The organism is Labrys sp. KB_33_2 (assembly GCF_052114505.1).
GTDB lineage: Bacteria > Pseudomonadota > Alphaproteobacteria > Rhizobiales > Labraceae > Labrys.
Genome location: NZ_JBFREW010000001.1, coordinates 294,981 through 314,775, shown reverse-complemented (window position 1 = coordinate 314,775; position 19,795 = coordinate 294,981). Strand labels below are relative to the sequence as shown.

Annotated in this window: 17 protein-coding genes; 9 read left to right on the top strand and 8 right to left on the bottom strand. The window is 62.6% G+C overall.

Going from position 1 to position 19,795, the window contains the following annotated elements; all coding sequences use genetic code 11:
* Window positions 1-7 precede the first annotated feature (7 nt).
* Window positions 8-2,761: a molybdopterin-dependent oxidoreductase gene (locus tag AB4037_RS01510; protein ID WP_441770298.1), complete on the top strand. Its 2,754-nt coding sequence runs from the start codon at window positions 8-10 to the stop codon at window positions 2,759-2,761.
* 88 nt (window positions 2,762-2,849) lie between these two features.
* On the opposite strand, the gene AB4037_RS01505 is transcribed toward AB4037_RS01510, so the two are convergent.
* Entirely contained in the window at window positions 2,850-4,052 is a 1,203-nt protein-coding gene (locus tag AB4037_RS01505; protein WP_441770297.1) for a hypothetical protein, read from the bottom strand.
* 393 nt (window positions 4,053-4,445) lie between these two features.
* On the opposite strand from AB4037_RS01505, the gene AB4037_RS01500 reads away from it, so the two are divergent.
* Together AB4037_RS01500 and AB4037_RS01495 are read left to right on the top strand one after the other, a co-directional pair.
* Window positions 4,446-5,132 (top strand): Crp/Fnr family transcriptional regulator, encoded by a 687-nt coding sequence (locus tag AB4037_RS01500; RefSeq protein ID WP_434957837.1) that lies wholly within the window; start codon window positions 4,446-4,448, stop codon window positions 5,130-5,132.
* 8 nt (window positions 5,133-5,140) lie between these two features.
* Entirely contained in the window at window positions 5,141-5,767 is a 627-nt protein-coding gene (locus tag AB4037_RS01495; protein WP_441770296.1) for a hypothetical protein, read from the top strand.
* Window positions 5,768-5,794: 27 nt separating this feature from the next.
* Here AB4037_RS01495 and AB4037_RS01490 read toward each other — a convergent pair whose 3' ends face one another.
* The 3 genes from AB4037_RS01490 to AB4037_RS01480 form a co-directional block, all read right to left on the bottom strand.
* On the bottom strand, window positions 5,795-6,373 hold the full coding sequence (locus AB4037_RS01490) for a hypothetical protein (RefSeq protein WP_441770295.1): 579 nt from the start codon (window positions 6,371-6,373) through the stop codon (window positions 5,795-5,797).
* On the bottom strand, window positions 6,370-6,687 hold the full coding sequence (locus AB4037_RS01485; RefSeq protein ID WP_434957840.1) for a c-type cytochrome: 318 nt from the start codon (window positions 6,685-6,687) through the stop codon (window positions 6,370-6,372). The genes AB4037_RS01490 and AB4037_RS01485 overlap by 4 nt, the downstream gene beginning before the upstream one ends.
* Window positions 6,688-6,884: 197 nt before the next feature.
* Window positions 6,885-8,582: a thiamine pyrophosphate-binding protein gene (locus AB4037_RS01480; protein WP_434957841.1), complete on the bottom strand. Its 1,698-nt coding sequence runs from the start codon at window positions 8,580-8,582 to the stop codon at window positions 6,885-6,887.
* A 178-nt stretch (window positions 8,583-8,760) separates the two neighbouring features.
* On the opposite strand from AB4037_RS01480, the gene AB4037_RS01475 reads away from it, so the two are divergent.
* From AB4037_RS01475 to AB4037_RS01455, 5 genes are all read left to right on the top strand, one after another.
* Window positions 8,761-9,201 carry a DUF2948 family protein gene (locus AB4037_RS01475; RefSeq protein ID WP_434957842.1) on the top strand — a complete coding sequence of 147 codons (441 nt, stop codon included), beginning with the start codon at window positions 8,761-8,763 and terminating at the stop codon, window positions 9,199-9,201.
* Window positions 9,202-9,301: 100 nt separating this feature from the next.
* Window positions 9,302-10,597, top strand: a complete 1,296-nt coding sequence (gene hisD, locus AB4037_RS01470; RefSeq protein ID WP_434957843.1) for a histidinol dehydrogenase — start codon at window positions 9,302-9,304, stop codon at window positions 10,595-10,597.
* A 242-nt stretch (window positions 10,598-10,839) separates the two neighbouring features.
* On the top strand, window positions 10,840-11,328 hold the full coding sequence (locus AB4037_RS01465; RefSeq protein ID WP_434957844.1) for a UPF0262 family protein: 489 nt from the start codon (window positions 10,840-10,842) through the stop codon (window positions 11,326-11,328).
* Between the two features lie 3 nt (window positions 11,329-11,331).
* Window positions 11,332-11,769, top strand: a complete 438-nt coding sequence (locus AB4037_RS01460; protein ID WP_434957845.1) for a low molecular weight phosphatase family protein — start codon at window positions 11,332-11,334, stop codon at window positions 11,767-11,769.
* Window positions 11,770-11,933: 164 nt separating this feature from the next.
* Window positions 11,934-12,398: an META domain-containing protein gene (locus AB4037_RS01455; RefSeq protein ID WP_434957846.1), complete on the top strand. Its 465-nt coding sequence runs from the start codon at window positions 11,934-11,936 to the stop codon at window positions 12,396-12,398.
* A 231-nt stretch (window positions 12,399-12,629) separates the two neighbouring features.
* Here AB4037_RS01455 and sbmA read toward each other — a convergent pair whose 3' ends face one another.
* From sbmA to AB4037_RS01440, 3 genes are all read right to left on the bottom strand, one after another.
* Window positions 12,630-13,871: a peptide antibiotic transporter SbmA gene (sbmA, locus tag AB4037_RS01450; protein WP_441770294.1), complete on the bottom strand. Its 1,242-nt coding sequence runs from the start codon at window positions 13,869-13,871 to the stop codon at window positions 12,630-12,632.
* 206 nt (window positions 13,872-14,077) lie between these two features.
* Window positions 14,078-16,180, bottom strand: coding sequence for an ABC transporter ATP-binding protein/permease (locus AB4037_RS01445; protein WP_441770293.1), 2,103 nt, complete (start codon window positions 16,178-16,180; stop codon window positions 14,078-14,080).
* 356 nt (window positions 16,181-16,536) lie between these two features.
* Window positions 16,537-16,746 (bottom strand): cold-shock protein, encoded by a 210-nt coding sequence (locus AB4037_RS01440; RefSeq protein ID WP_434957849.1) that lies wholly within the window; start codon window positions 16,744-16,746, stop codon window positions 16,537-16,539.
* A 436-nt stretch (window positions 16,747-17,182) separates the two neighbouring features.
* Here AB4037_RS01440 and AB4037_RS01435 point away from each other — a divergent pair, with 436 nt between their 5' ends.
* Window positions 17,183-18,409 carry a tetratricopeptide repeat protein gene (locus tag AB4037_RS01435; RefSeq protein WP_441770292.1) on the top strand — a complete coding sequence of 409 codons (1,227 nt, stop codon included), beginning with the start codon at window positions 17,183-17,185 and terminating at the stop codon, window positions 18,407-18,409.
* Between the two features lie 102 nt (window positions 18,410-18,511).
* Here AB4037_RS01435 and AB4037_RS01430 read toward each other — a convergent pair whose 3' ends face one another.
* Window positions 18,512-19,711: a pyridoxal phosphate-dependent aminotransferase gene (locus AB4037_RS01430; RefSeq protein WP_434957851.1), complete on the bottom strand. Its 1,200-nt coding sequence runs from the start codon at window positions 19,709-19,711 to the stop codon at window positions 18,512-18,514.
* Window positions 19,712-19,795: the final 84 nt, after the last annotated feature.

Genomic DNA, 19,795 nt, shown 5'->3' with positions numbered 1-19,795 from the left:
AGGCGGGATGGACCAGAAGCTGCCCGGCTTCACGCTCAACGGCGGGGCCGCCACCATCGCCGCGACGCCCGGCGCCCGCCTCAGTCAGGTCCTGCGCGAGACATTCGGGCTGACGGGCACCAAAGTCGGCTGCGACGCGGGTGACTGTGGGGCCTGCACGATCCTGCTCGACGGCGAGGCGACCTGTTCCTGCCTGGTTGCGGTTGCTCAGGCCGAGGGACGCCGGGTCGATACCATTGAAGGGCTGACCCGCAGCAACCCGCTCACTCGGGCCTTGCAGGCCTCTTTCCTGCGGCACGGCGCGGCCCAATGCGGCATCTGCACGCCCGCCATGCTCACGGCTGCAACGGCTTTGCTGCAGGATGGCAGCGCGTGCACCGAAAGCGCTGTCGCCGATGCGCTCGGCGGCGTCCTCTGCCGCTGCACCGGCTATCGCAAGATCATCGACGCAGTGCTCGAAGTGGCCTGTGGCTCTTCAACCGCCGCTTCTTCCAGCTCCGAGGGCCCTGTCGGCTCGCGCATCGATCGTCTCGACGGCCTTGCCAAGGTGGAAGGGCGTGACATTTTCGGAGCGGACGAGAAGCCCCGGGATGTCCTGGCGCTACGGGCCATACGCAGTCCTCACCATCGCGCTGCCTTCGAGATCGGTGACATCGACGCCTTCCTCGCCGCGCATCCCGGCCTCCTCAGGGTCTTCACGGCACGGGACGTCCCCGGCCGCAATTGCTACGGCGTCATCCCGGCCTTTGCGGATCAGCCTGTCTTCGCCAGCGGCGAAACCCGTTTTCGCGGCGAGGCCATCGCTGCCGTGGTGGGTGAGCCGGCCGCCGTCGAGGCGCTCGACCTCTCGGCCTTCCCGGTCAGCTGGACGCCGCTCGCCGCCCTCACGGCCATCGACGAGGCCCTCGCCTCGACCGAGCTCCTTCATCCAACCCGCCCCGGTAACATCCTCACCCGCGGCCGCGTCGTGCGCGGTGACGTCGAAGTCGCCCTTGCCGCGGCCGATGTCGTGGTGGAAGGTGAATTCGAGACCGGCTTCGTCGAACATGCCTATATCGAACCGGAAGCAGGCTTTGCCCGCCGCGTGGGGGACCGCATCGAGATCCAGGCCTGTACCCAGGCGCCTTATATGGATCGCGACGACGTCGCCGGCCTCCTCGGCATCCCGCCGGAGAATGTGCGCATCATCCCCACCGCCGTCGGCGGCGGCTTCGGCTCCAAGCTCGATCTGTCGATCCAGCCCTTCATCGCCGTCGCCGCCTGGCAGCTCGATCGTCCCGTCCGCATGGTCTATTCGCGCTCCGAATCGATCGCCACCACCACCAAGCGGCATCCGGCCCGGATGAAGCTGCGGATCGGCGCCTCGCGGGAGGGCAGGCTCACCGCGATGGACTTTTCCGGCGATTTCAACACCGGCGCCTATTCCTCCTGGGGCCCGACGGTGGCCAACCGCGTGCCGGTGCACGCCTCCGGTCCCTATTACATCCCGCATTATCGTGCGCTCGCCAGGGCCGTGCACACCCATCTGGTGCCGGCAGGCGCCTTTCGCGGCTTCGGCGTGCCGCAATCCTCGATCGCCCAGGAACAGCTTTATGACGAGCTTGCCGACAGGCTCGGTATCGACAGGCTGGAATTTCGCATCCTCAACGCCCTCACCAATGACCAGCCGACCGTGACGGGCCAGGTGCTTGGCAAGGGCGTCGGCATCAAGGCCTGCCTGGAGGCTTTACGCGCTCCCTGGCGGCGCGCCCGCGAGGAGGCCACCGCCTTCAATGGCGCGCAGGCGGGTCCATTGCGGCGAGGCGTGGGCGTCGCCGGCATGTGGTATGGCTGCGGCAACACCTCCCTGCCCAATCCCTCCACCATCCGGCTGGGCCTCAAACCTGATGGGCGATTGGCATTGCACCAGGGGGCCGTCGATATCGGCCAGGGGTCCAACACGGTGATCCCCCAGATCTGCGCGCAGGCCCTTGGCGCGCCGGTGGAGGCCTTCGACCTCGTCTCCGCCGATACGGACCTCTCGCCCGATTGCGGCAAGACCTCGGCCTCTCGCCAGACCTTCGTCACCGGCAAGGCGGCGGAACTCGCGGGGCGGGACCTGCGCGCGCAGATCCTGCGCCAGACCAATGCCGGCGAGACTGCCACGATCCGCTTCGGGGATGCCGTGCTCACGGTGGAAGACGGCGAAAGGGTGCGCACGCTCGCTCTGGCGGACCTGCCGACCAACGAGCTCGGCTATGCCCTCTCGACCGAACAGACCTTCGATCCGCCCACCAGCCCCCTCGACGCGGATGGCCAGGGCGACCCCTATGCTCTCTACGGCTTCGGCGCCCATATGGCGGAGATCGAGGTCGATTGCGAGTTCGGCACGATCAAGGTCCTGAAGATCACCGCCAGCCATGATGTCGGCCGCGCCATCAATCCGACCCTGGTGGAGGGCCAGATCGAAGGCGGCGTCGCCCAGGGCCTCGGCCTGGCCCTGATGGAGGAGTTCCATCCCGGCCGTGGCGAGAACCTGCACGATTATCTCATCCCCACCATCGGCGACGTTCCCCCGGTGGAGACGATCCTGATCGAGGATGCCTCACCTGTCGGTCCGTTCGGTGCCAAGGGCGTCGGCGAGCAGGCTCTCATTCCCACCGCGCCAGCCATCCTCAACGCCCTGCACGATGCGGCAGGGATCAGGCTGCGCCGAGTTCCGGCGACACCGGACCGGGTACGGGCGGCGATCTTGGAGCGCGGACTTCCAGTCCCGAAATAGGATTTCCCGGGTGCGCGGGCATCTTGCCCGCTCTTGGAAACATCACGCGTGTGGAGAAAAAAGGCGGACGGAACGTCCGCGCTCCAAATCACCGCTTGAACAAACGCGCATCCGCCGGCGTAGGATCACCAGGCAGTTGGGCGGCGCGATGGCAGACCTTGGCCTCCTCGATGAGCTGGTCGAGCAAAGCTGTGAACAGCACCGGCTTGGCGGCAGCCTCCCAGAGGAAATAGCCGAAGGAGCCGGGGCAGGGATTGACCTCGTTGAGCCAGACCTCGCCGGTCCGCTCATTGGACAGGAAATCGATGCGCGGCGCGCCGGTGCCGTTCACGGCATCGAAGGCGTCCGTTGCCCATTGCCGGATATTGTTCTCCAGCGCCGCCGGCAGTTCGGGATTGATGTCGCGCGTCAGCGACAGCATGCCCTGGCTCGAAGCCCCCGGCTGCTTGCTGCCGCCGGTCTTCTTGGAGCCACCGGACATGTATTTGGTCTTGAAGTCGAGCAGGTCGCTCTGGCGCTTCGGCCGCTCGATGGCCGAGGTGACGATCTCGCCCTTCTCGCGGCGCACGGCGACATTGTATTCGACCAGATTCTCGACGAAAGGCTCAATGATCGCGTGGGTGTCGAACTTGAAGATGCCGGGCAGCACCTGGCGCACGGTGTCGACGTCCTCAGCCCTGGCGACGCCGATCGAGGAGCCCAGATGCGCCGGCTTGACGATCACCGGGAAGGCAATGTTCTTGAGCGCGGCTTCCAGGCCCGCCTTGTCCGGCACCAGGCCGGTCGCGGGGCGCGAGACCACCACATCCGGGAGCATGACGATGCCGCGCCCGGCAAAGGCCCGCTTGGTAATGGCCTTGTCCATCAGGATGGCCGAAGCCATGGTGCGGGCGCCGGTATAGGGCACGTTCGCCGTCTCGAACACGCCCTGGATCTGGCCGTCCTCGCCGATATTGCCGTGGAAGGCGAGCAGGGCGACGTCGAACTCGATCGGCTCGGGCTTCTTGGCAAAAAGCCCCGTCTTGCCGCGCGGAACCAGAAGCCCCTTGCCAGCCGACAGGTCGAGATCGACCCGCGTCAGCGCGCGCCGTGCTTCCTCATCCGGGATGTAGTTCGCGCGATTGCGCAGGGCATCGCCGGTGAACCAGGCACCGTCCCCCGCGATATACACGGGAAAACCCTCATATTTCGAGCTGTCGAGCGCGTTGAGCGCCTGCAGACCTGAAACGATGGAGACGTCATGCTCCGGCGAGCGCCCACCGAACAGTACCGCGACGCGCGTTTTCGACATCGTGTTTCCTTATAGCGTTTTGCGATTTGGCGGAATCGCCAGGAACCGCAAAGACGCGTTCGAACAAAGAGGGAGAGCAAAGTGCGTTTCCGCTTAAACGCACTTTGCTCCAGAGATTGAACCGAATCGTTGCCTCGAAAATAAGGTGCCGCAAGCACCGAGGCAAATCGCGATCCTGTTGCCGTTCCATGGAAATTCTGTGGCTGGTACACCGGTAGCGGCGATCTTGGGTGCCCGGGCTTGCCACGAGGCGCGCCATGAAGCACTTTGCGCGGCGATGGAGGCCCGCCACGATCGAATTCCGGTCGTGACATTCATGGAATGAACGCGCCTTTCCGATCCCGAAGCGCTTTGCGATTTGGCGGACTCGGCAGGCGCTTCAGCGGAGGAACGATGTCGAATACCCTGTCTCAGATTCCATTGTTCCAATCGTTGGACGAAGCCACGATCAAGGCCTTCGACGGCCGAGTACGCTGGGCCAAGTTCGAAGAGAACGAACTCGTCGTCGACTATGACGACAATTCCAACGACGTCTATTTCCTGCTCTCCGGCAAGGTGCGAGTGCTCTACCGCACCATCACCGGCAAGGAAGTGATTCTGGCCGAACTCGGCGGCGGGCAGTTCTTCGGGGAATTGTCGGCCATCGACGGTGTCGGGCGCTCGGCCAACGTCACCGCGCTCAACCGCTCGCAGATGTGCATCATCTCCGGACCGGTCTTCATGGAGATGCTCACGCAGAACGCCTCGGTGTGCAAGCAGATCCTGCTGCTGCTCGCCGGCCGCGTGCGAGCCCTCAACACCAAGCTCGCCGAGCATTCCTTCCTGCAGACCAAGCACCGGCTCTATGCCGAACTCATCCGCCTCTCGCAGCCCCGCGCCAGCCATCCCGGACAGCGCGTGCTCTCACCGCCCCCCTTCCATCACGACCTCGCCGCCCGCATCGGCTGCCGCCGCGAAGCCGTTTCCCGCGAACTTTCGGCGCTGGAGAAGGAAGGTCTGGTCAGCAAGACCCGCGGAGCCCTCGCCTTGGTCAATCCGGAAGAACTGAACAAGCGGATTTCGGCAGCGCTGGCGGACTAGAATAATCAGTGGCGTACTTAGCCTCTCTGGTCGAGTTCCTTAATTCGGGAAAGCTCGGCCCCCTCTATCCGGGCGTCGGCATCCAACAAGTCATAGACTTGCTCGGACCACCGAAATGGTGGGTTGCGAAAGACGAATGGAATTTTCGTCCAGTTCCGGACTATTGGGGATATGGGCGCCTGGAGTTGCAGCTCGACTTTGGCTCAGAACCGAGCTGCGAGTGGTTCCAACTTGAGGATATCAATCATCTCCGAGGCGAGGTGGATGTCATAACAGGCAACTTTGCGATCACCCTCGACGGCTTGAACGGCGATTCAAACATTTCGGACGTCATCAAATCCATTCGCGACCTCTCCTCGATCTCCATCCACCTTGCCGATGTGACGGGAAATCTAAATCCAACCCTTTTTATCGGCCCACATATACATTTCGGCTTCGGAATCCAGGAAGACACGCATGTCCCCGGAGAAGATCTCAAAACATTGTGTGGGCGCCTCGATCGAGAATGCATTCCTCTCGACATCTATTCGATGAATGGGACGGTCAGTCAGGAACACGGGAAAAAGGTCCTTCGGGAGAAGGGGTTGCAAGACCTGATCCTGAGCGGATCGGACTTTCTCCGGCTGGTTCAATAAAGGCGCGTATTACACGTATATTATTTGTCAATCCTGCCATCTCGGCTTGAAGCCGTTGCGGAGCGCCGCGACGCTGGCCGGCGGGGTCAGCAGCCGAGCCGGTCGATCCTGCCATTGGACGGCGTGCCAGCCTTCGGGCGACCAGTGCAGCACTCTGCCCTCGCGCCGGGTGAAGGCATCCTTGCCATCGGCCCAGACGGCACCGTCGGGGAGGTCCCCGCTGTCTTCCAACCGATGTTCAGCGAGACGCTCGGCATGCAAGATCTCGTCCATGCGATCGGCACCCGCTCCCTGCTCGGGAAAGGCAGCCTGGTAGGCGAGCGCGTCAGGGCGGCGGCATTCGAAACAGGGGCGATGCCCGGCGGCCAATGCCGTAACCTCATCCAGGAAGAACAAATGCGTGTAGCCGGGGCCCATGACCTCCCGCCAGCGCCCCTTGAAAGAGAGCTCGCAGCAGATCCAGCGCTTGGAGGTCCAGCGTCGGCGCGTCAGGCGCTTGGTCTCGTCATGGATGCGGCCTCCGCGAATGCCCATCATCGTGCCACGTGCCGTCATGGCAACGATCTCACCGAATGGCGTGACGCGATTCTGGAGCGGACGGCTCATGGCTTGGCTTTTCCTTCCGCGTCGAAGGTCGCGAGATAGGCGATGACATCATCCACCGTCGCGTCATCGCGAATACCGGCAAAGGTCATCTTGGTACCGGGAACGACAGCCGAAGGGTGGGCAAGGAAGAGGCGCAAAGAGGCCTCGTCCCAAATCTTGCCCGACGTCTTCAGCGCTTGCGAATAGACATAATCCGGCGCGGAGGCGGCGGGGCGTCCGACAATGCCGTTGAGTTGGGGTCCGACCACGTTCTTGGCGCCCTCGCCGACCCGATGGCAGGCCGCGCAACGGGTAAAGCCAGCCTTGCCTTTCACGGCATCGCCGGCAAAGGCAGGCGATGACAGGAGAAGAAGGGCGAGAAGCGCTCCTGGGACCGCCGCGCGAAGCCCGGTGTGCCGATCTCCAGATCGGCATCCGCTTGCCTGATCGACGCACCGTTTCCAAGTATGCCGATCTGGAGATCGGCACACCATTGTCACGCCTGGAAGCCAGTGGTCCCAGGAAGAACCTGTCATTTCGCCAGCGCCTGCTCGCGGATCCTTGCGATGGTGGTCATCGGCGTGATCGCCTCCGGATCCATGCGGCAATGCAGGATGGCGGGCTTACCGGAGGCCGCCGCCCGCTCGAAGGCCGGACCGAATTCGGCCGCCGTCGTCACCGTCTCGCCATGGCCGCCAAAGGCGAGCGCATAGGCGGCAAAGTCCGGATTCCTGAGCTTCGTCGCCGAGACCCGCCCAGGGAATTCCCGTTCCTGATGCATGCGGATGGTGCCGTACATGCCGTTGTCGACGACGACCACGATGATCGGCAGGTCATACTGCACGGCGGTGGCGAATTCCTGGCCGTTCATCATGAAGCAGCCGTCGCCGGCGAAACAGACCACCGTTTTCGAACGGTCGAACGCCTTGGCCGCCACCGCAGCAGGCACGCCATAGCCCATCGAGCCCGATGTCGGCGCAAGCTGCGTGCCGAAGCGGCGGAAGCGCAGATAGCGTTGCACCCAGATGGCATAGTTGCCGGCGCCGTTGCAGATTACCGTGTCCTCGGGCAGGCGGTCACGCAACCAGAGCAGCGCCTCGCCATATTGGAACGTGCCGGGAATGGGCTTGGGCTCGTCGGTCCAGTCGTGGAAGTCCCGGTTCGCCTGGCGCGTCTGCCCCGACCATGACAGGCTGCCCGAGGGCTGAAGCCCGTCCAAGGCTGCGGCGAAGGCCTGGGCCGTCGCATGGATGGCGAGCGTGGGCTGGTAGACCCGTCCCAGTTCCTCGGCTCCGGCATGGATATGCACCAGGCGCTGGCGCGGAGTAGGAATATCGACCAGCGAATAGGAAGAAGACGGCATTTCCGAAAGCCGTCCGCCGGCCAGGATCAGGAGGTCGGCCTCCTTGATACGCTGGGCGAGCTTTGGATTGGGGCCGATGCCGACATCGCCGGCATAATTGGGATGGTCGGCCGGAAACAGCATCTGGCGCCGGAAGGAGGTGCCGACAGGCAGGTCGAAGCGCTCGGCGAAGCGGGTGAGATCAACCACCGCCTCATCAGACCAGCCCGACCCGCCGACGATCAGGAAGGGATTTTTCGCCTCCCCGAGCAGGCCCTCGAGGCGCGCCATCTCGGCCTGGCCGGGATAGGTCTGAACCGGCTCGACGAAAGCGGCGTCGGCAACCGTGGCTGTTTCGACCAGCATGTCCTCCGGCAGGGCGATCACCACCGGGCCGGGGCGGCCTTGCATGGCGACGCGGAACGCGCGGGTCACCAGTTCGGGAATGCGCTCTGCCTTGTCGATCTCGACCACCCATTTGGCCATCGAGCCGAAGAAGGCCTTGTAGTCGACCTCCTGGAAGGCCTCACGCTCGCGCATGCCCGTCTCGATCTGGCCGATGAAGAGAATCATCGGCGTGGAATCCTGCATGGCGATATGCACGCCATGGGAGGCATTGGTGGCGCCGGGCCCGCGCGTCACCATGCAGATGCCGGGCCTGCCGGTGAGCTTGCCGACCGCTTCCGCCATCATCGCCGCGCCCCCCTCCTGGCGACAGACGGTGACGTCGATCGGGGCATCATGGAGGGCATCGAGCACGGCGAGATAGGATTCGCCCGGCACGCAGAAGACATGTTCGACACGCTGCGCGACCAGTGCATCGACGATCAGGCGGCCGCCATTGCGGGGTTGAGACTCGGATCTGGGCTCTACTTTGGACACCGACATGGGCATTGGCACTCTTGGATGAACAGCCCGAGTCATACGCCCAGGATCAGCTTCGTGGAACCGCCATTCTTCCGGGCAGTCTCGGCATCTTGCCATCGGCGCCGGCGTTGTTGCGGAAGGCGTGTCTTGGCGCCCTCGATCTCCGCGACCTCTTGCCGCGAGGCCTGCGGAACATTACATGCAGCTCATGTTGTCGCCTGAACCCCTTAAGCTGCTTGCCTTCGATGGAGAGGACCTGGAGGTCATCTCTACCCATCTGCAGGAGGCGGCCGTCGTGCCGGCCGAAATCGCCTGGTTGCCGCGCGAGAAGCGCTTCGCCTTGGTGATGGATCGCTATGACTGGTGCCGTGCCCAGAGTGGTGAGCGCACGAGGCGGCGCTCTGGCCTGCATTTCGAGCGGGTTCTCGGGGTCAAGCGTTCGCATTTCGAGCAGAACGCCGGCCAGAAGGCAGTTCTGCTTTCGATCTCCTTCGAGGTCAGCGACGATCCAGCCGGGCTGGTGACCCTCTATTTCGAGGGCGGCGGCGCCATCCGCCTCGAAGTGGAATGCCTGGAAGCGGCGATGTCCGATCTCGGTCCGGCCTGGCCCTGTGGCTCCCCGCCACCGGAGCGGGTGTGAGGCAAAGTCTCTCGCCGACGTATTTTTCTTGAAGCGCCCCGGCATTTCTTGTCATTAGCGGCCCGCCCCTTTCGTTCTTCCCGCCGCACAAGGAAATGCCATGCCGGTTCGGCTCCACAGCGTCCAGGCCGATTTCGCCGACGCCTTCGCCACCCTTCTCGCCGCCAAGCGTGAGATCTCGGAGGATGTCGACGCCTCCGTCAAGGCCATCATCGAGGATGTGGTCGCGCGTGGCGACGCGGCGGTGATCGACTATACCGCCCGCTTCGATCGCCTGACGCTCAGCGCCGAGACCATGCGTGTCACGACGGCTGAGATCGAAGCGGCACATGCCCAATGCGATGCCGGTGCGCTCGAAGCCCTGGCACTGGCCGCCAGCCGCATCCGCGCCTACCATGAGCGCCAGAAGCCTGTAGACACGCTGTTCAAGGATGCGCTCGGCGTGGAGCTAGGCTGGCGCTGGACGGCGATCGAGGCCGTCGGCCTCTACGTGCCCGGCGGCACCGCAGCCTATCCCTCCTCCGTCTTGATGAACGCCATTCCGGCCAAGGTCGCCGGCTGCCCACGCCTGGTGATGGTGGTGCCGAGCCCCGGAGGCGTCCTTAACCCACTGGTGCTCGCAGCAGCGAAGCTCGCCGAGGTCGACGAAATCTATCGCATCGGCGGCGCCCAGGCCGTCGCCGCGCTGGCCTATGGCACCCGGACCATCGCGCCGGTCGCCAAGATCACCGGGCCCGGCAATGCCTATGTCGCTGCCGCCAAGCGCCGTGTCTTCGGTCATGTCGGCATCGACATGATCGCTGGCCCCTCCGAGGTGCTGGTGATCGCAGACGACAGCGCCAATCCGGCCTGGATCGCCGCCGACCTGCTGGCCCAGGCCGAGCATGACAGCGCCTCCCAATCGATCCTGATCACCGATAGTCCTGCGCTGGCGGAGGCGGTGGAGCGCGAGGTGGAAGCCCAGCTTGCCACGTTACCCCGCGCCGAGATCGCCGGGGCGAGCTGGCGCGACTACGGCGCCCTGATCACCCTCTCCTCGCTGGACGAGGCTCCGCCCTTGGCCGACCGTCTCGCCGCCGAGCATCTGGAGATCGTCACCCGCGATGCCGAGGTCCTCGCGGGCCGCATCCGCAATGCCGGCGCCATCTTCCTCGGCGGCCACACGCCCGAGGCGATCGGCGATTATGTCGGCGGCTCCAATCACGTGCTGCCCACGGCCCGCTCGGCCAAATTCTCCTCCGGCCTGGGCGTGCTCGACTTCATGAAGCGCACCTCCATCCTGAAATGCGGACCCGAGCAGCTTGCGGCTCTCGGCCCGGCCGCGATCGCGCTCGGCGAGGCGGAAGGGCTTGCCGCCCATGCGCGTTCGGTCTCGATCCGCAGCAATCGCCTTTGAGATTCGTCGGGCAATAAACGGGCCGAATTGGCTCGACCTTTGTCATTGCCGGGCTTGACCCGGCAATCCAGCCCTCCTTCCGGGCATGGAAGACGGGGCCGCTCGATGCCCGGATCAAGCCCGGGCATGACAAAGCGGCGTTTCAATTGTTTCTGGACAACAACTCCAGGCTGACGCGAAGCCACGTTCCGTTTGACCGCGCTTTGCTCTATGAGAGCCCATGCACCGTGCTATGAGATGCCATGGACAATGAGGAATTCAGCCCCACCTGCCGGTTGATCGCCGTTCATCTCGATGAGCGCAGCATCGGGCGCGGCAATCAGGATCAAGAACATGAGCGGCGGGTCGCCGCCTATGACCTCATCGAGGAGAATGCGTTCTCGCCGGTCGGCTATGACGCAGGGCCCTACGGCCTGCATATCTCCTTGCAGGATGGCCGCCTCGTCCTCGATATCCGCAATGCCGACAGCCAGCCGGTCGTGGTGCATATCCTCTCGCTCACGCCGCTGCGGCGCGTAGTGCGCGACTATTTCACCATCTGCGACAGCTATTACGCCGCCATCCGCAGCGCCACGCCCTCCCAGATCGAAACGATCGACATGGCCCGGCGCGGCCTGCACAATGAAGGATCGGAGATCCTGCGCGAAAGGCTGGCCGGCAAGATCGCCCTCGATCTTTCCACCGCAAGGCGGCTGTTCACTCTTGTTTCCGCTCTCTACTGGAAAGGCTGAGGCGTGAAGGAGGGCCGCCGTCCACAGTCGGTCCTGTTCGCCTGCGCGCATAATGTCGTCCGCTCGCCCATGGCGGAGGCGATCGGGCGCTATTATTTCGGACGTTCCATCTTCTTCGGCTCGGCGGGCGTGCGCCCGGGCGAGCCGGACCCTTTCGTCGCCGCCGCGCTGGACGAAATCGGCATCTCACTCGGCAAGCACCGCCCCCAGAGCTTCGAGGATCTGGAAGAACTGGAAGGACTGAACTTCGACCTGATCATCACCCTCGCCCCGCAGGCTCACCACAAGGCGCTCGACCTCACGCGCACTCTGGCCGCCGACGTCGAATATTGGCCGACCCCGGACCCCAGCCTCGCCAGCGGCAACCGCGAGCAGAAGCTCGATGCCTATCGCGCCCTGCGCGAAAGCCTGATCGACAAGATCACTCACAGACTAGGCTGACGCCGCCTCACTCCGCCGCTGCTGCCCTGCCTCACGGCCTGTTCCACAAGATACAGTTTCGCGCCCGGGAACATCTTTCTCTCCAACGCGTGTATCATGTATAAGCCGCGTTGCGATTTTTCAGCTCCGCCTCTATCGTGCGCAGCAATGAACCGGAGGTTTTGATGCGCGTTCTGCGTTCCCTTGTCCTTGCCGCCCTGTCGGCCGTTACCCTGTCGAGTTGTTCGATGTTCGGTTCGGTGCCGCCGAACAATGTGCCGCCGACTTTGCCCAAGCCCATGGACAGCAAGGCCTCCCGTCCCTTCCCGATGAACCGGACCTTCGCGGCGATCTCCTACAAGGATCAGACCTTCAAGGACGACCGGCCGACCATCCTGGTCTCGGACAGCTATCGCGGCACCGGGTTTTCGGCGTGCAACAACTGGTCCGCCACCATCATTCCACGCGCCGACCAGCGCATGGCCATCGGCCCGGTGGCGATCAGCAAGCGCAAATGCGCCGATCGCCTGATGCACAACGAGCAGGTCTTCCTGTTCGTGATGCGCACCTCTACCGATTGGTCCTATGACGGCTACACGCTGATCCTGCGTGGCCCCTATGGCGAGATGAAGTTCCAGCCGGCGGCGTAAGCCCGGGCCTCGGAATGGAATTGAAAAGACCGGTCTCGCGGCCCAACGCGGGTCACTTAAGCGTCTTCGAGTTTTGCACGAGCTTTGTCATTGCCGGGCTTGACCCGGCAATCCAGCCTGTCATCCGATTACACGCGTGGCTTCTGGATAGCCGGGTCAAGCCCGGCTATGACAATTCACAGTGGTTCCCGCTTAAGTGAACCGCATTAGGTCTCGCGACCGGCCTTTTCATTATACCCCTTGCACGCTTTCTCGCGGCGCGCCTTGCGGAGGCACATCGTCGAGCGTTGCTTCGAAGGCTTTTAGACGTTTGTGGATCGAAAGCAGTTCCACGATCGTCGACCAGGAATTGACCAGGTACTGGAACGAGTCCGTCACGCTGGAGAAGGCAAAACGGATCTGCTGGTAAATGCCGAAGGTAATCGCCCCTGCCGCAATGGTCGGAACTAGCAGAATAAGGCCGAAGACCACATCCGCCTGTACATAGATGGCAGCAACCACGTTGAAATAGACATAGTGGAAATAGAGCTTGAAATAGTTCTTTCGCACGTTCCGGAACAGCTCTGTCACAGTCAGCGGCTGGGCCCGGTCGGCGTGATCCTCGCCATAGACCAGTTCCTTACGATAGGCCGCCTCCACCTTCTGATTGTTGAAGTAAAGCCCTGGCAGCTTGATGCCGGCGACGGCAAGCAGCACTGTGCCGAAGATCGACCAGATCAGGGCAGCAAACAACAGGGGATAGGGAATAACCCCGACGATCGGTAGCGCCACGATATGGCTGGACAGTTGCGCCAGCAGCGGCAAGAAGGCAATCAGGGTCATCACCGATTTGACCAGCGAAATGCCGAGGGTTTCCAAGGTGCTGGAAAAGCGCATGGTGTCTTCCTGCACGCGCTGCGAGGCACCTTCAATATGGCGCAGCTGGGTCCAATGGCTCATGAAGTAGTCATTCATGGCCGTGCGCCAGCGGAAGATGAAATGGCTGACGATGAAGCTGGTGATCACGGCCACCGTGATCGCTACGCAGGCGATGATCACGAACGTCAAGACGCCGCTATAGAGCTGCGATGGCTCGACTGAATTTGCTTTCGTCAGTGCTTTCTGAACGAGATCATAGAAAGCCCCACGCCAGCTGTTGAGCACGACGCTGACTTGCACGCTGAAATAAGTCAGGAACAGCAGGACGGCGGCGACCAGGATCGACCAGTTCTGCCAGGGATGCGGGCTGGTGATCGCCCAAAAGCCATAGAAGAGGCCGACTATCACGATGAAATAGACATAGAACCATAGGAACGATTTCGTCCAAAAATAGCCGAGTCCGATCACTGGCGGGTCATTCGGGCCTGCAGGAGGCAAGCCGAATGTGGCTCCCAGATCTCGCGCGCCGAAGTACCAGAGCAGGATGGCGGCGAGGCACCATAGGGCCGCGGAAATAAAGAACAGCTTCGGCTTGGGGAAGAAGGACGTGAACACGTGGGAAATCCCTTTGTATAGGGGGCGTTAGGCAGCGCGACTTGTCGACCCGACACCGGATCGGAGGTTGTTTCGGGTCAGTCATCCGGATCGCCTTGGTGGCGGATGGATGTTGTTGGTCGAGAATGAGGCCAGCGGCCCGTCGCGGTACCTTTGCAGCACGCAGCGCCAGACTGGTGAAGCGAACGATATGGCCGATGGTAAGATCATCGCGCACCGAATTCGGCCAGTGGGCGTTCCTCGATATGAGCCGCCGTCTCGTCCGGCACGACCGCAAGACGGCGGTCGTGCAATCCGGCAAGCGAGGAGCGGTGCCCGATCGAGACGATCGTGGTATCGGGCAAGGCTCGACGAAGCAGGCCGTAGAGATCGGCCTCGCTCGTTTCGTCAAGCGCAGAGGTCGCCTCGTCCAGCAGCAACCAGGCGGGCCGACGCAGGATGGCGCGCGCCAGAGCGATGCGCTGCTTCTCCCCGCCCGACAAGGTGTTGTCCCATTTGTCGTCGGCATCGAGGCGATCGGAAAGTTCACCAAGACCGACCTGCTCCAGTACGGCACGATAGTGCTGTTCTTCGAAGGCTTCGGCCCCGTGGGGATAGGCCAGAGCCGAGCGCAACGATCCCAGCGGGAAATAGGGCTGCTGCGGCAGCAGCATCACGTCTTCGGTCTCCGGCAGGGCAATGGTGCCCTTGCCATAGGGCCAGATGCCCGCAATGGCACGGAACAGGGTGGTCTTGCCGGAGCCCGACGGCCCCGTCACCAAAGTTCGGACTCCCTTGGGGAGGCTGAAATCCGTCTTCTTGAGGAGATTGGCTCCATTGGGCAGCGCCACATCCACATCCTTGCCTTCGATGATCCCTTGCCGCGGAACGGGTATGGCGTGGACGCCCTCATCGCGCGCCGCGTTGGCCCTGACGATGGCCAAGTCGAAGCCGGTAAGACGGTCGATCGTGGCCTTGTAAGCCGCAAGGATGGCGTAGGACGTCACAAAAAAGGAAAGAGCGGGTATGATATTGCCGAATGCATCGGCAGTTTGCATGAGCGTTCCCGACTTCATGGCCTCATTGGCGAAATAAGCCGGGGCTAACAGGAAGAAGGGCAACACGAGATTGAACTGGCCGTAGGCGAAAGTGACCGATACCAGCTTGAGCTGCCGCATCAGCAGATCGAAGCGTGTCTGATAGACGGACGCGAAACGTGCCAGCAGACCCCGCTTTTCTTCCTCCTCGCCGTGCAGGAGAGCAATCTGCTCGTCATTTTCGCGCACGCGCACCAGATTGTAGCGGAAATCGGCCTCGAGCCTCTGAACCTTGAAATTGAGCGGCACCAGCGGCCGGCCGATAAGATGTGAGAGATAGGTGAACAGGATGGCCCAGGCCAGGAGCATCCACACCAGGTAGCCGGGAATATTACTCAGATCATATCCAGCAATTTTGTAGGGAAATTCAGCCGATATGCCCCACAATATCGTGACGAAGGCGTAGATGTTGAGAAGTTGCGAGAATATGCCGGTATAATTGTCGTAGGAACCCTGGACGAAATCGCGAACATCCTCGGAGATACGCTGGTCCGGGTTGTCCGTCTTATTACCGGCAACCGACAAGCGATAATGGACCTTGTCGGAAAGCCAATCTTTGACATAACGGCCCGAAAGCCAATTGCGCCAACGCAGGGCGGCGTAGCTGCTGATATACAGATCGACCATGCCCCTCAGAACCCAGAAGAAGGCGAGCGCCCCATAGACGCCCATCTCCGTCCAAAAAGCGGCCGCGGCCTTGTCCTGGATGGCTGTATAAAAGCGGTTCTGCCAAAAATTGAAGAGAACGTTGAGATAGACGAACAACACGTTCGAAACGATGACGAGGCCGAGCAGGCCGAGAGCCACGTTCCTTTCCCGCATCGCCCATTTGCCGAAGAGGCCGAGGTTGAGTTCCGCCCGGTCTTCCGCCTCGAAATAGGGGTTTACCAAGTCGACGATCCGTCGAAGCACCGGCACGAAATAGATCAGGTAATGCAGCAGGGCGAGAATACTGGCGACGATGGCGGCGTTAGCAGGAGGCAGATAGGGCTGAACTGTCTCCGAAACTTTACCCGCCTCGTTCAGGGCCGTGACGCCACCGAGGATCAGAAATGACAAGGCAAATAAGCTCACCAGGAAGCGCAGGACTGTCGGAATGCGGGCGGACAGAAACAAGACAACCGTGAGCACGAGGGATGCCAGGGGCAGATACAGGGGCACCGGACCGACGATGGAACCTGCAGCAAAACCAATCGTGGAAACAGCACAAAGACCCGCGAGGAGCCGGATCATGAAGACGGCCTTTCAGAAGTACGCCATCGGTCAGGCGAGGAATCCATTGCCTTTGACCATGCGGAATTAAGGTTAATACAACCCTGTCGTCCGCCCCCAAGCGGAAGGATATTGAGCATCCTTTGCCGCCTGCCACAAATGATCAAATGGTAAGGTGGTTCAGCATTTCGTGAAGGCCATCCGCGGTTCACAACCGTTTCGGCCAATAAAAAAGACGCGCCGGGGCGCGCCTCTGAATGGGATTGGGTGAGAGACTGCCCGACCCTATGCGCCGGAGAGGCCCTCCATTCTTGTTATTCGTCGCTTGCCTTCACGCGAACCGGTGACCCTGCCGCTTGAAGATGCTTTGTCGGGGATCACACAGTCTTGAGGTTGCCGGCTGCCGCCTTGCCCGTCTTGCGATCGGTCAGGATCTCGTAACCGATCTTCTGGCCTTCACGCAGTTCGGGTAGACCGGCACGCTCGACGGCGGTGATATGCACGAATACGTCGTGACCACCGTCATCAGGCTGAATGAAGCCATAACCTTTCTGGGTGTTGAACCATTTTACGGTTCCCGTGCTCATAGATAGATAGTCCTTTACTTCGTTCCAAAGCATGGACGCCCCACGGAACTCCGTGCTTCGCCCGGTTTTGTGAAATTTGGGGAGGGTGTCCTGAACGTACGTCCCGCTAGAGCCGCCCGAAGGCAGCTCAAGTGCATGGATGTACCGGCCCAGTCGTCCGGCCAAATGACGTCAGATCGATAACACAGGTTTGTCGAAATTCACAAGAGCGTGGCCCAAGCAGGCTTAAGAGGCGGGAAAGATCACAGTTCTGCCATTCCCAGCTGCCACGGCTTGGTCTAGAGCAAAGCGCGTTTGGACAGAAACGCTTGTTTGCTCTAGCTCCCTGTTTTGACGCATCTTTGCGGTTCTTGCCGGTTCCGGAAAATCGCAAAACGCTATAGAGGCTGTGCCTGTCGCCTCCTTCTCTCGCCCCGTCAGTGGAACCGTGCCCGGTATGATCGCCCTTCTGCGCCCTGCTCTTATCCTGCTTGCTCTTTGCGCCAGCACGCCCGCTCTTGCCGACAGCGCCGACCGGGATTGCTCGAAAGGGGTGGCCGAGCAGCGCATTCCCGCCTGCACGCAATTGCTCGACCGGAAGCTGGCCAAAACGACGCGGGCGCTGGTGTATTTCCGGCGTGGACAGGCCTATGCGGAAAACAGCGACGACGCCAAGGCGGTGGCGGATTTCGGCGCGGCGCTCGAATTGCGGCCGCGCGACGCCGCCAGCCTGACCGCACGGGCCGATGCCCAGTCCCGCCTCGGCGAGATGGACGCGGCGCTGGCCGATTATGCCGCCGTGATCGCCGTCAATCGGCGTTCGGCCCTCCCGCTGGTCAATCGCGGCTTTGCGCTGCTCCAATTCGACCGCAACGAGGAGGCGATCAAGGATTTCGATGCTGCCATCGCCCTCAACGGGCGCGAGGAAGAGGCGTATAAGGGCCGTGGCGATGCGCATCGCGCCCTCGAGGAGCATATGGCCGCCATCGACGACTACACGCAGGCCATCCGGCTCGACAAGACCTACAAGAATGCCTTCTATGCCAGAGCCCGTTCCCTCATCGAGATGAAGGACTATACTCGCGCCCTGGAAGACCTGCAGAAGGCGCTCGACCTCGATAGCGATTTCGATTCCGCCTATTTCAGCCGCGCTTTCGTGCAGTGGCAGCTCGGCGACACCGAAGGCGCCATCGCCGACTATACCAAGGCGCTCGCGCTCGATACCAGTTTTCCGTCCGCGCGCCTGGAACGTGGACAGCTCTTTGCCGCCCTGCATCGCTATGACGAAGCGATGGCCGATTATGACGAGACTATTCGCGAGCAGCCGACCAGCGACCAGGCCTATGTCTCGCGCGGCATGGTCTGGCGCGAACTCGGGGACTACGACAATGCACTGGCCGATTTCGGCAAGGCGCTCGAACTCACCAAGGACAAGCCCGATACCCTCAATGAACGGGCCCTGACCTATCTCGCCGCCGATCGCTATGACGAGGCGCTGCGCGATGCCAATGCCGCCATCGCCGCCAATGCGCAAGTCACCGACTATTTCGTCACGCGCGCGCGCATCCATGAGAGCCGGGGCGAGCGCGACGACGCCATTGCCGATTTCAACAAGGCGCTGGAGCTCGACCCCGCCAACAAGCCGGCCAAGGGCGGCCTGTCGCGGCTCGGCGCCAAGCCGTAAGCTGCCCGGGACCGCCGGCTTCTCAGCGACATTGAGCTTGGCTCAATGTCGCGATACCCGCTTTTGAAAGCAGCGTGCTTGCCCGAGAGAAAGAGGCGGACGTCAGATCTTGTCCAGCCAGTCGACCAGGCGCTGCGTGGCGGCCTGGAGCTGCTCGGGGCTGCGCAGATAGCACAGCCGCATGAAGCCCTCGCCACCAGCGCCAAAGGCCGTGCCGGGCGCGAGGCCGACATTGGCCTGATCGACGATCTCGAGGCCCAGGCGACGCACGTCCGGCTTCCCCTCCACGGAGAAGAACAGGTAGAAGGCGCCGCTCGCCGGGGCGAAGCGCACCTTGCCGGTGGCGCTCAGGCCGTTGATGACGATATCACGGCCCTGACGAGCGCGGGCGATCTGATGCTCGACGAAGCTCTCGCCCCGCTCCAGGGCCGCGATGCCGGCGCGTTGCAGGAAGGTTGCTACACCCGAAGTGGAATATTGCAGCAGATTCTCGATGGTCTGCCCGAGTTCAGGCGGTGCCTCCATCCAGCCGATGCGCCAGCCGGTCATCGCCCAGTTCTTGGAGAAGGTATCGGTGAAGATGATCCGATCCTCCGGCGTGCGGATGTCGCGGAAGGAGGGCGCGCGACCGCCGGCATAATGGAAGCGCGTATAGATCTCGTCGGCGAAGATCCACAGCCCATGCCGGCGGGCGAGATCGAGCACGAAGGCGATATCCTCCGCCGTGGCGACCCAGCCGGTGGGGTTGGACGGCGAATTGATGAAGATGCCGCGGGTGCGCGGCGTGATGGCGTCGGCGAGACGCTGGAAATCGAGCTTCCAGCCCTGTTCGGTGAAGATCTGGGGCACCATCACCGGCTTGGCACCGGCCACGCCGATGGCGGCCGCGAAATTCGGCCAGGCCGGCGTCGGCACGATCACCTCGTCGCCGGCACCGGCGATCAGGCGAACCGCGGTTTGGATCGCATGCATACCGGACTGGGTAACGAAAAAGCGATCGGCGGAGAATGGTTTGCCGAAAAGGTTGGTGTGATAGCGCGCCAGGGCTTCGCGCAAATCAGGAATGCCACGCTGCCAGGTGTAGAAGGTTTCGCCGGCGGCCAGCGACCGTGTCGCCGCTTCGGTGATGAAGGCCGGTGTAGGCACATCGCCCTCGCCGGCCCAGAGCGGGATCATGCCCTGGCGCGTGCGCCCATAATTCATCACCTCGACGATGCCGCTTTCCGGTGCGCCGAGCGCCTCCGGCCTGATGCCATCGAGGAAGGTGGGAGCGGAGGGAATCGTCTCGAAGGCGGCAGTCACGGCATTATCCTTGCAATGGGAATGCCGGACTTTATGACATCAGCGCGGGCAGCAGAAACCAAAACTTGGAATGGAATCCATCGC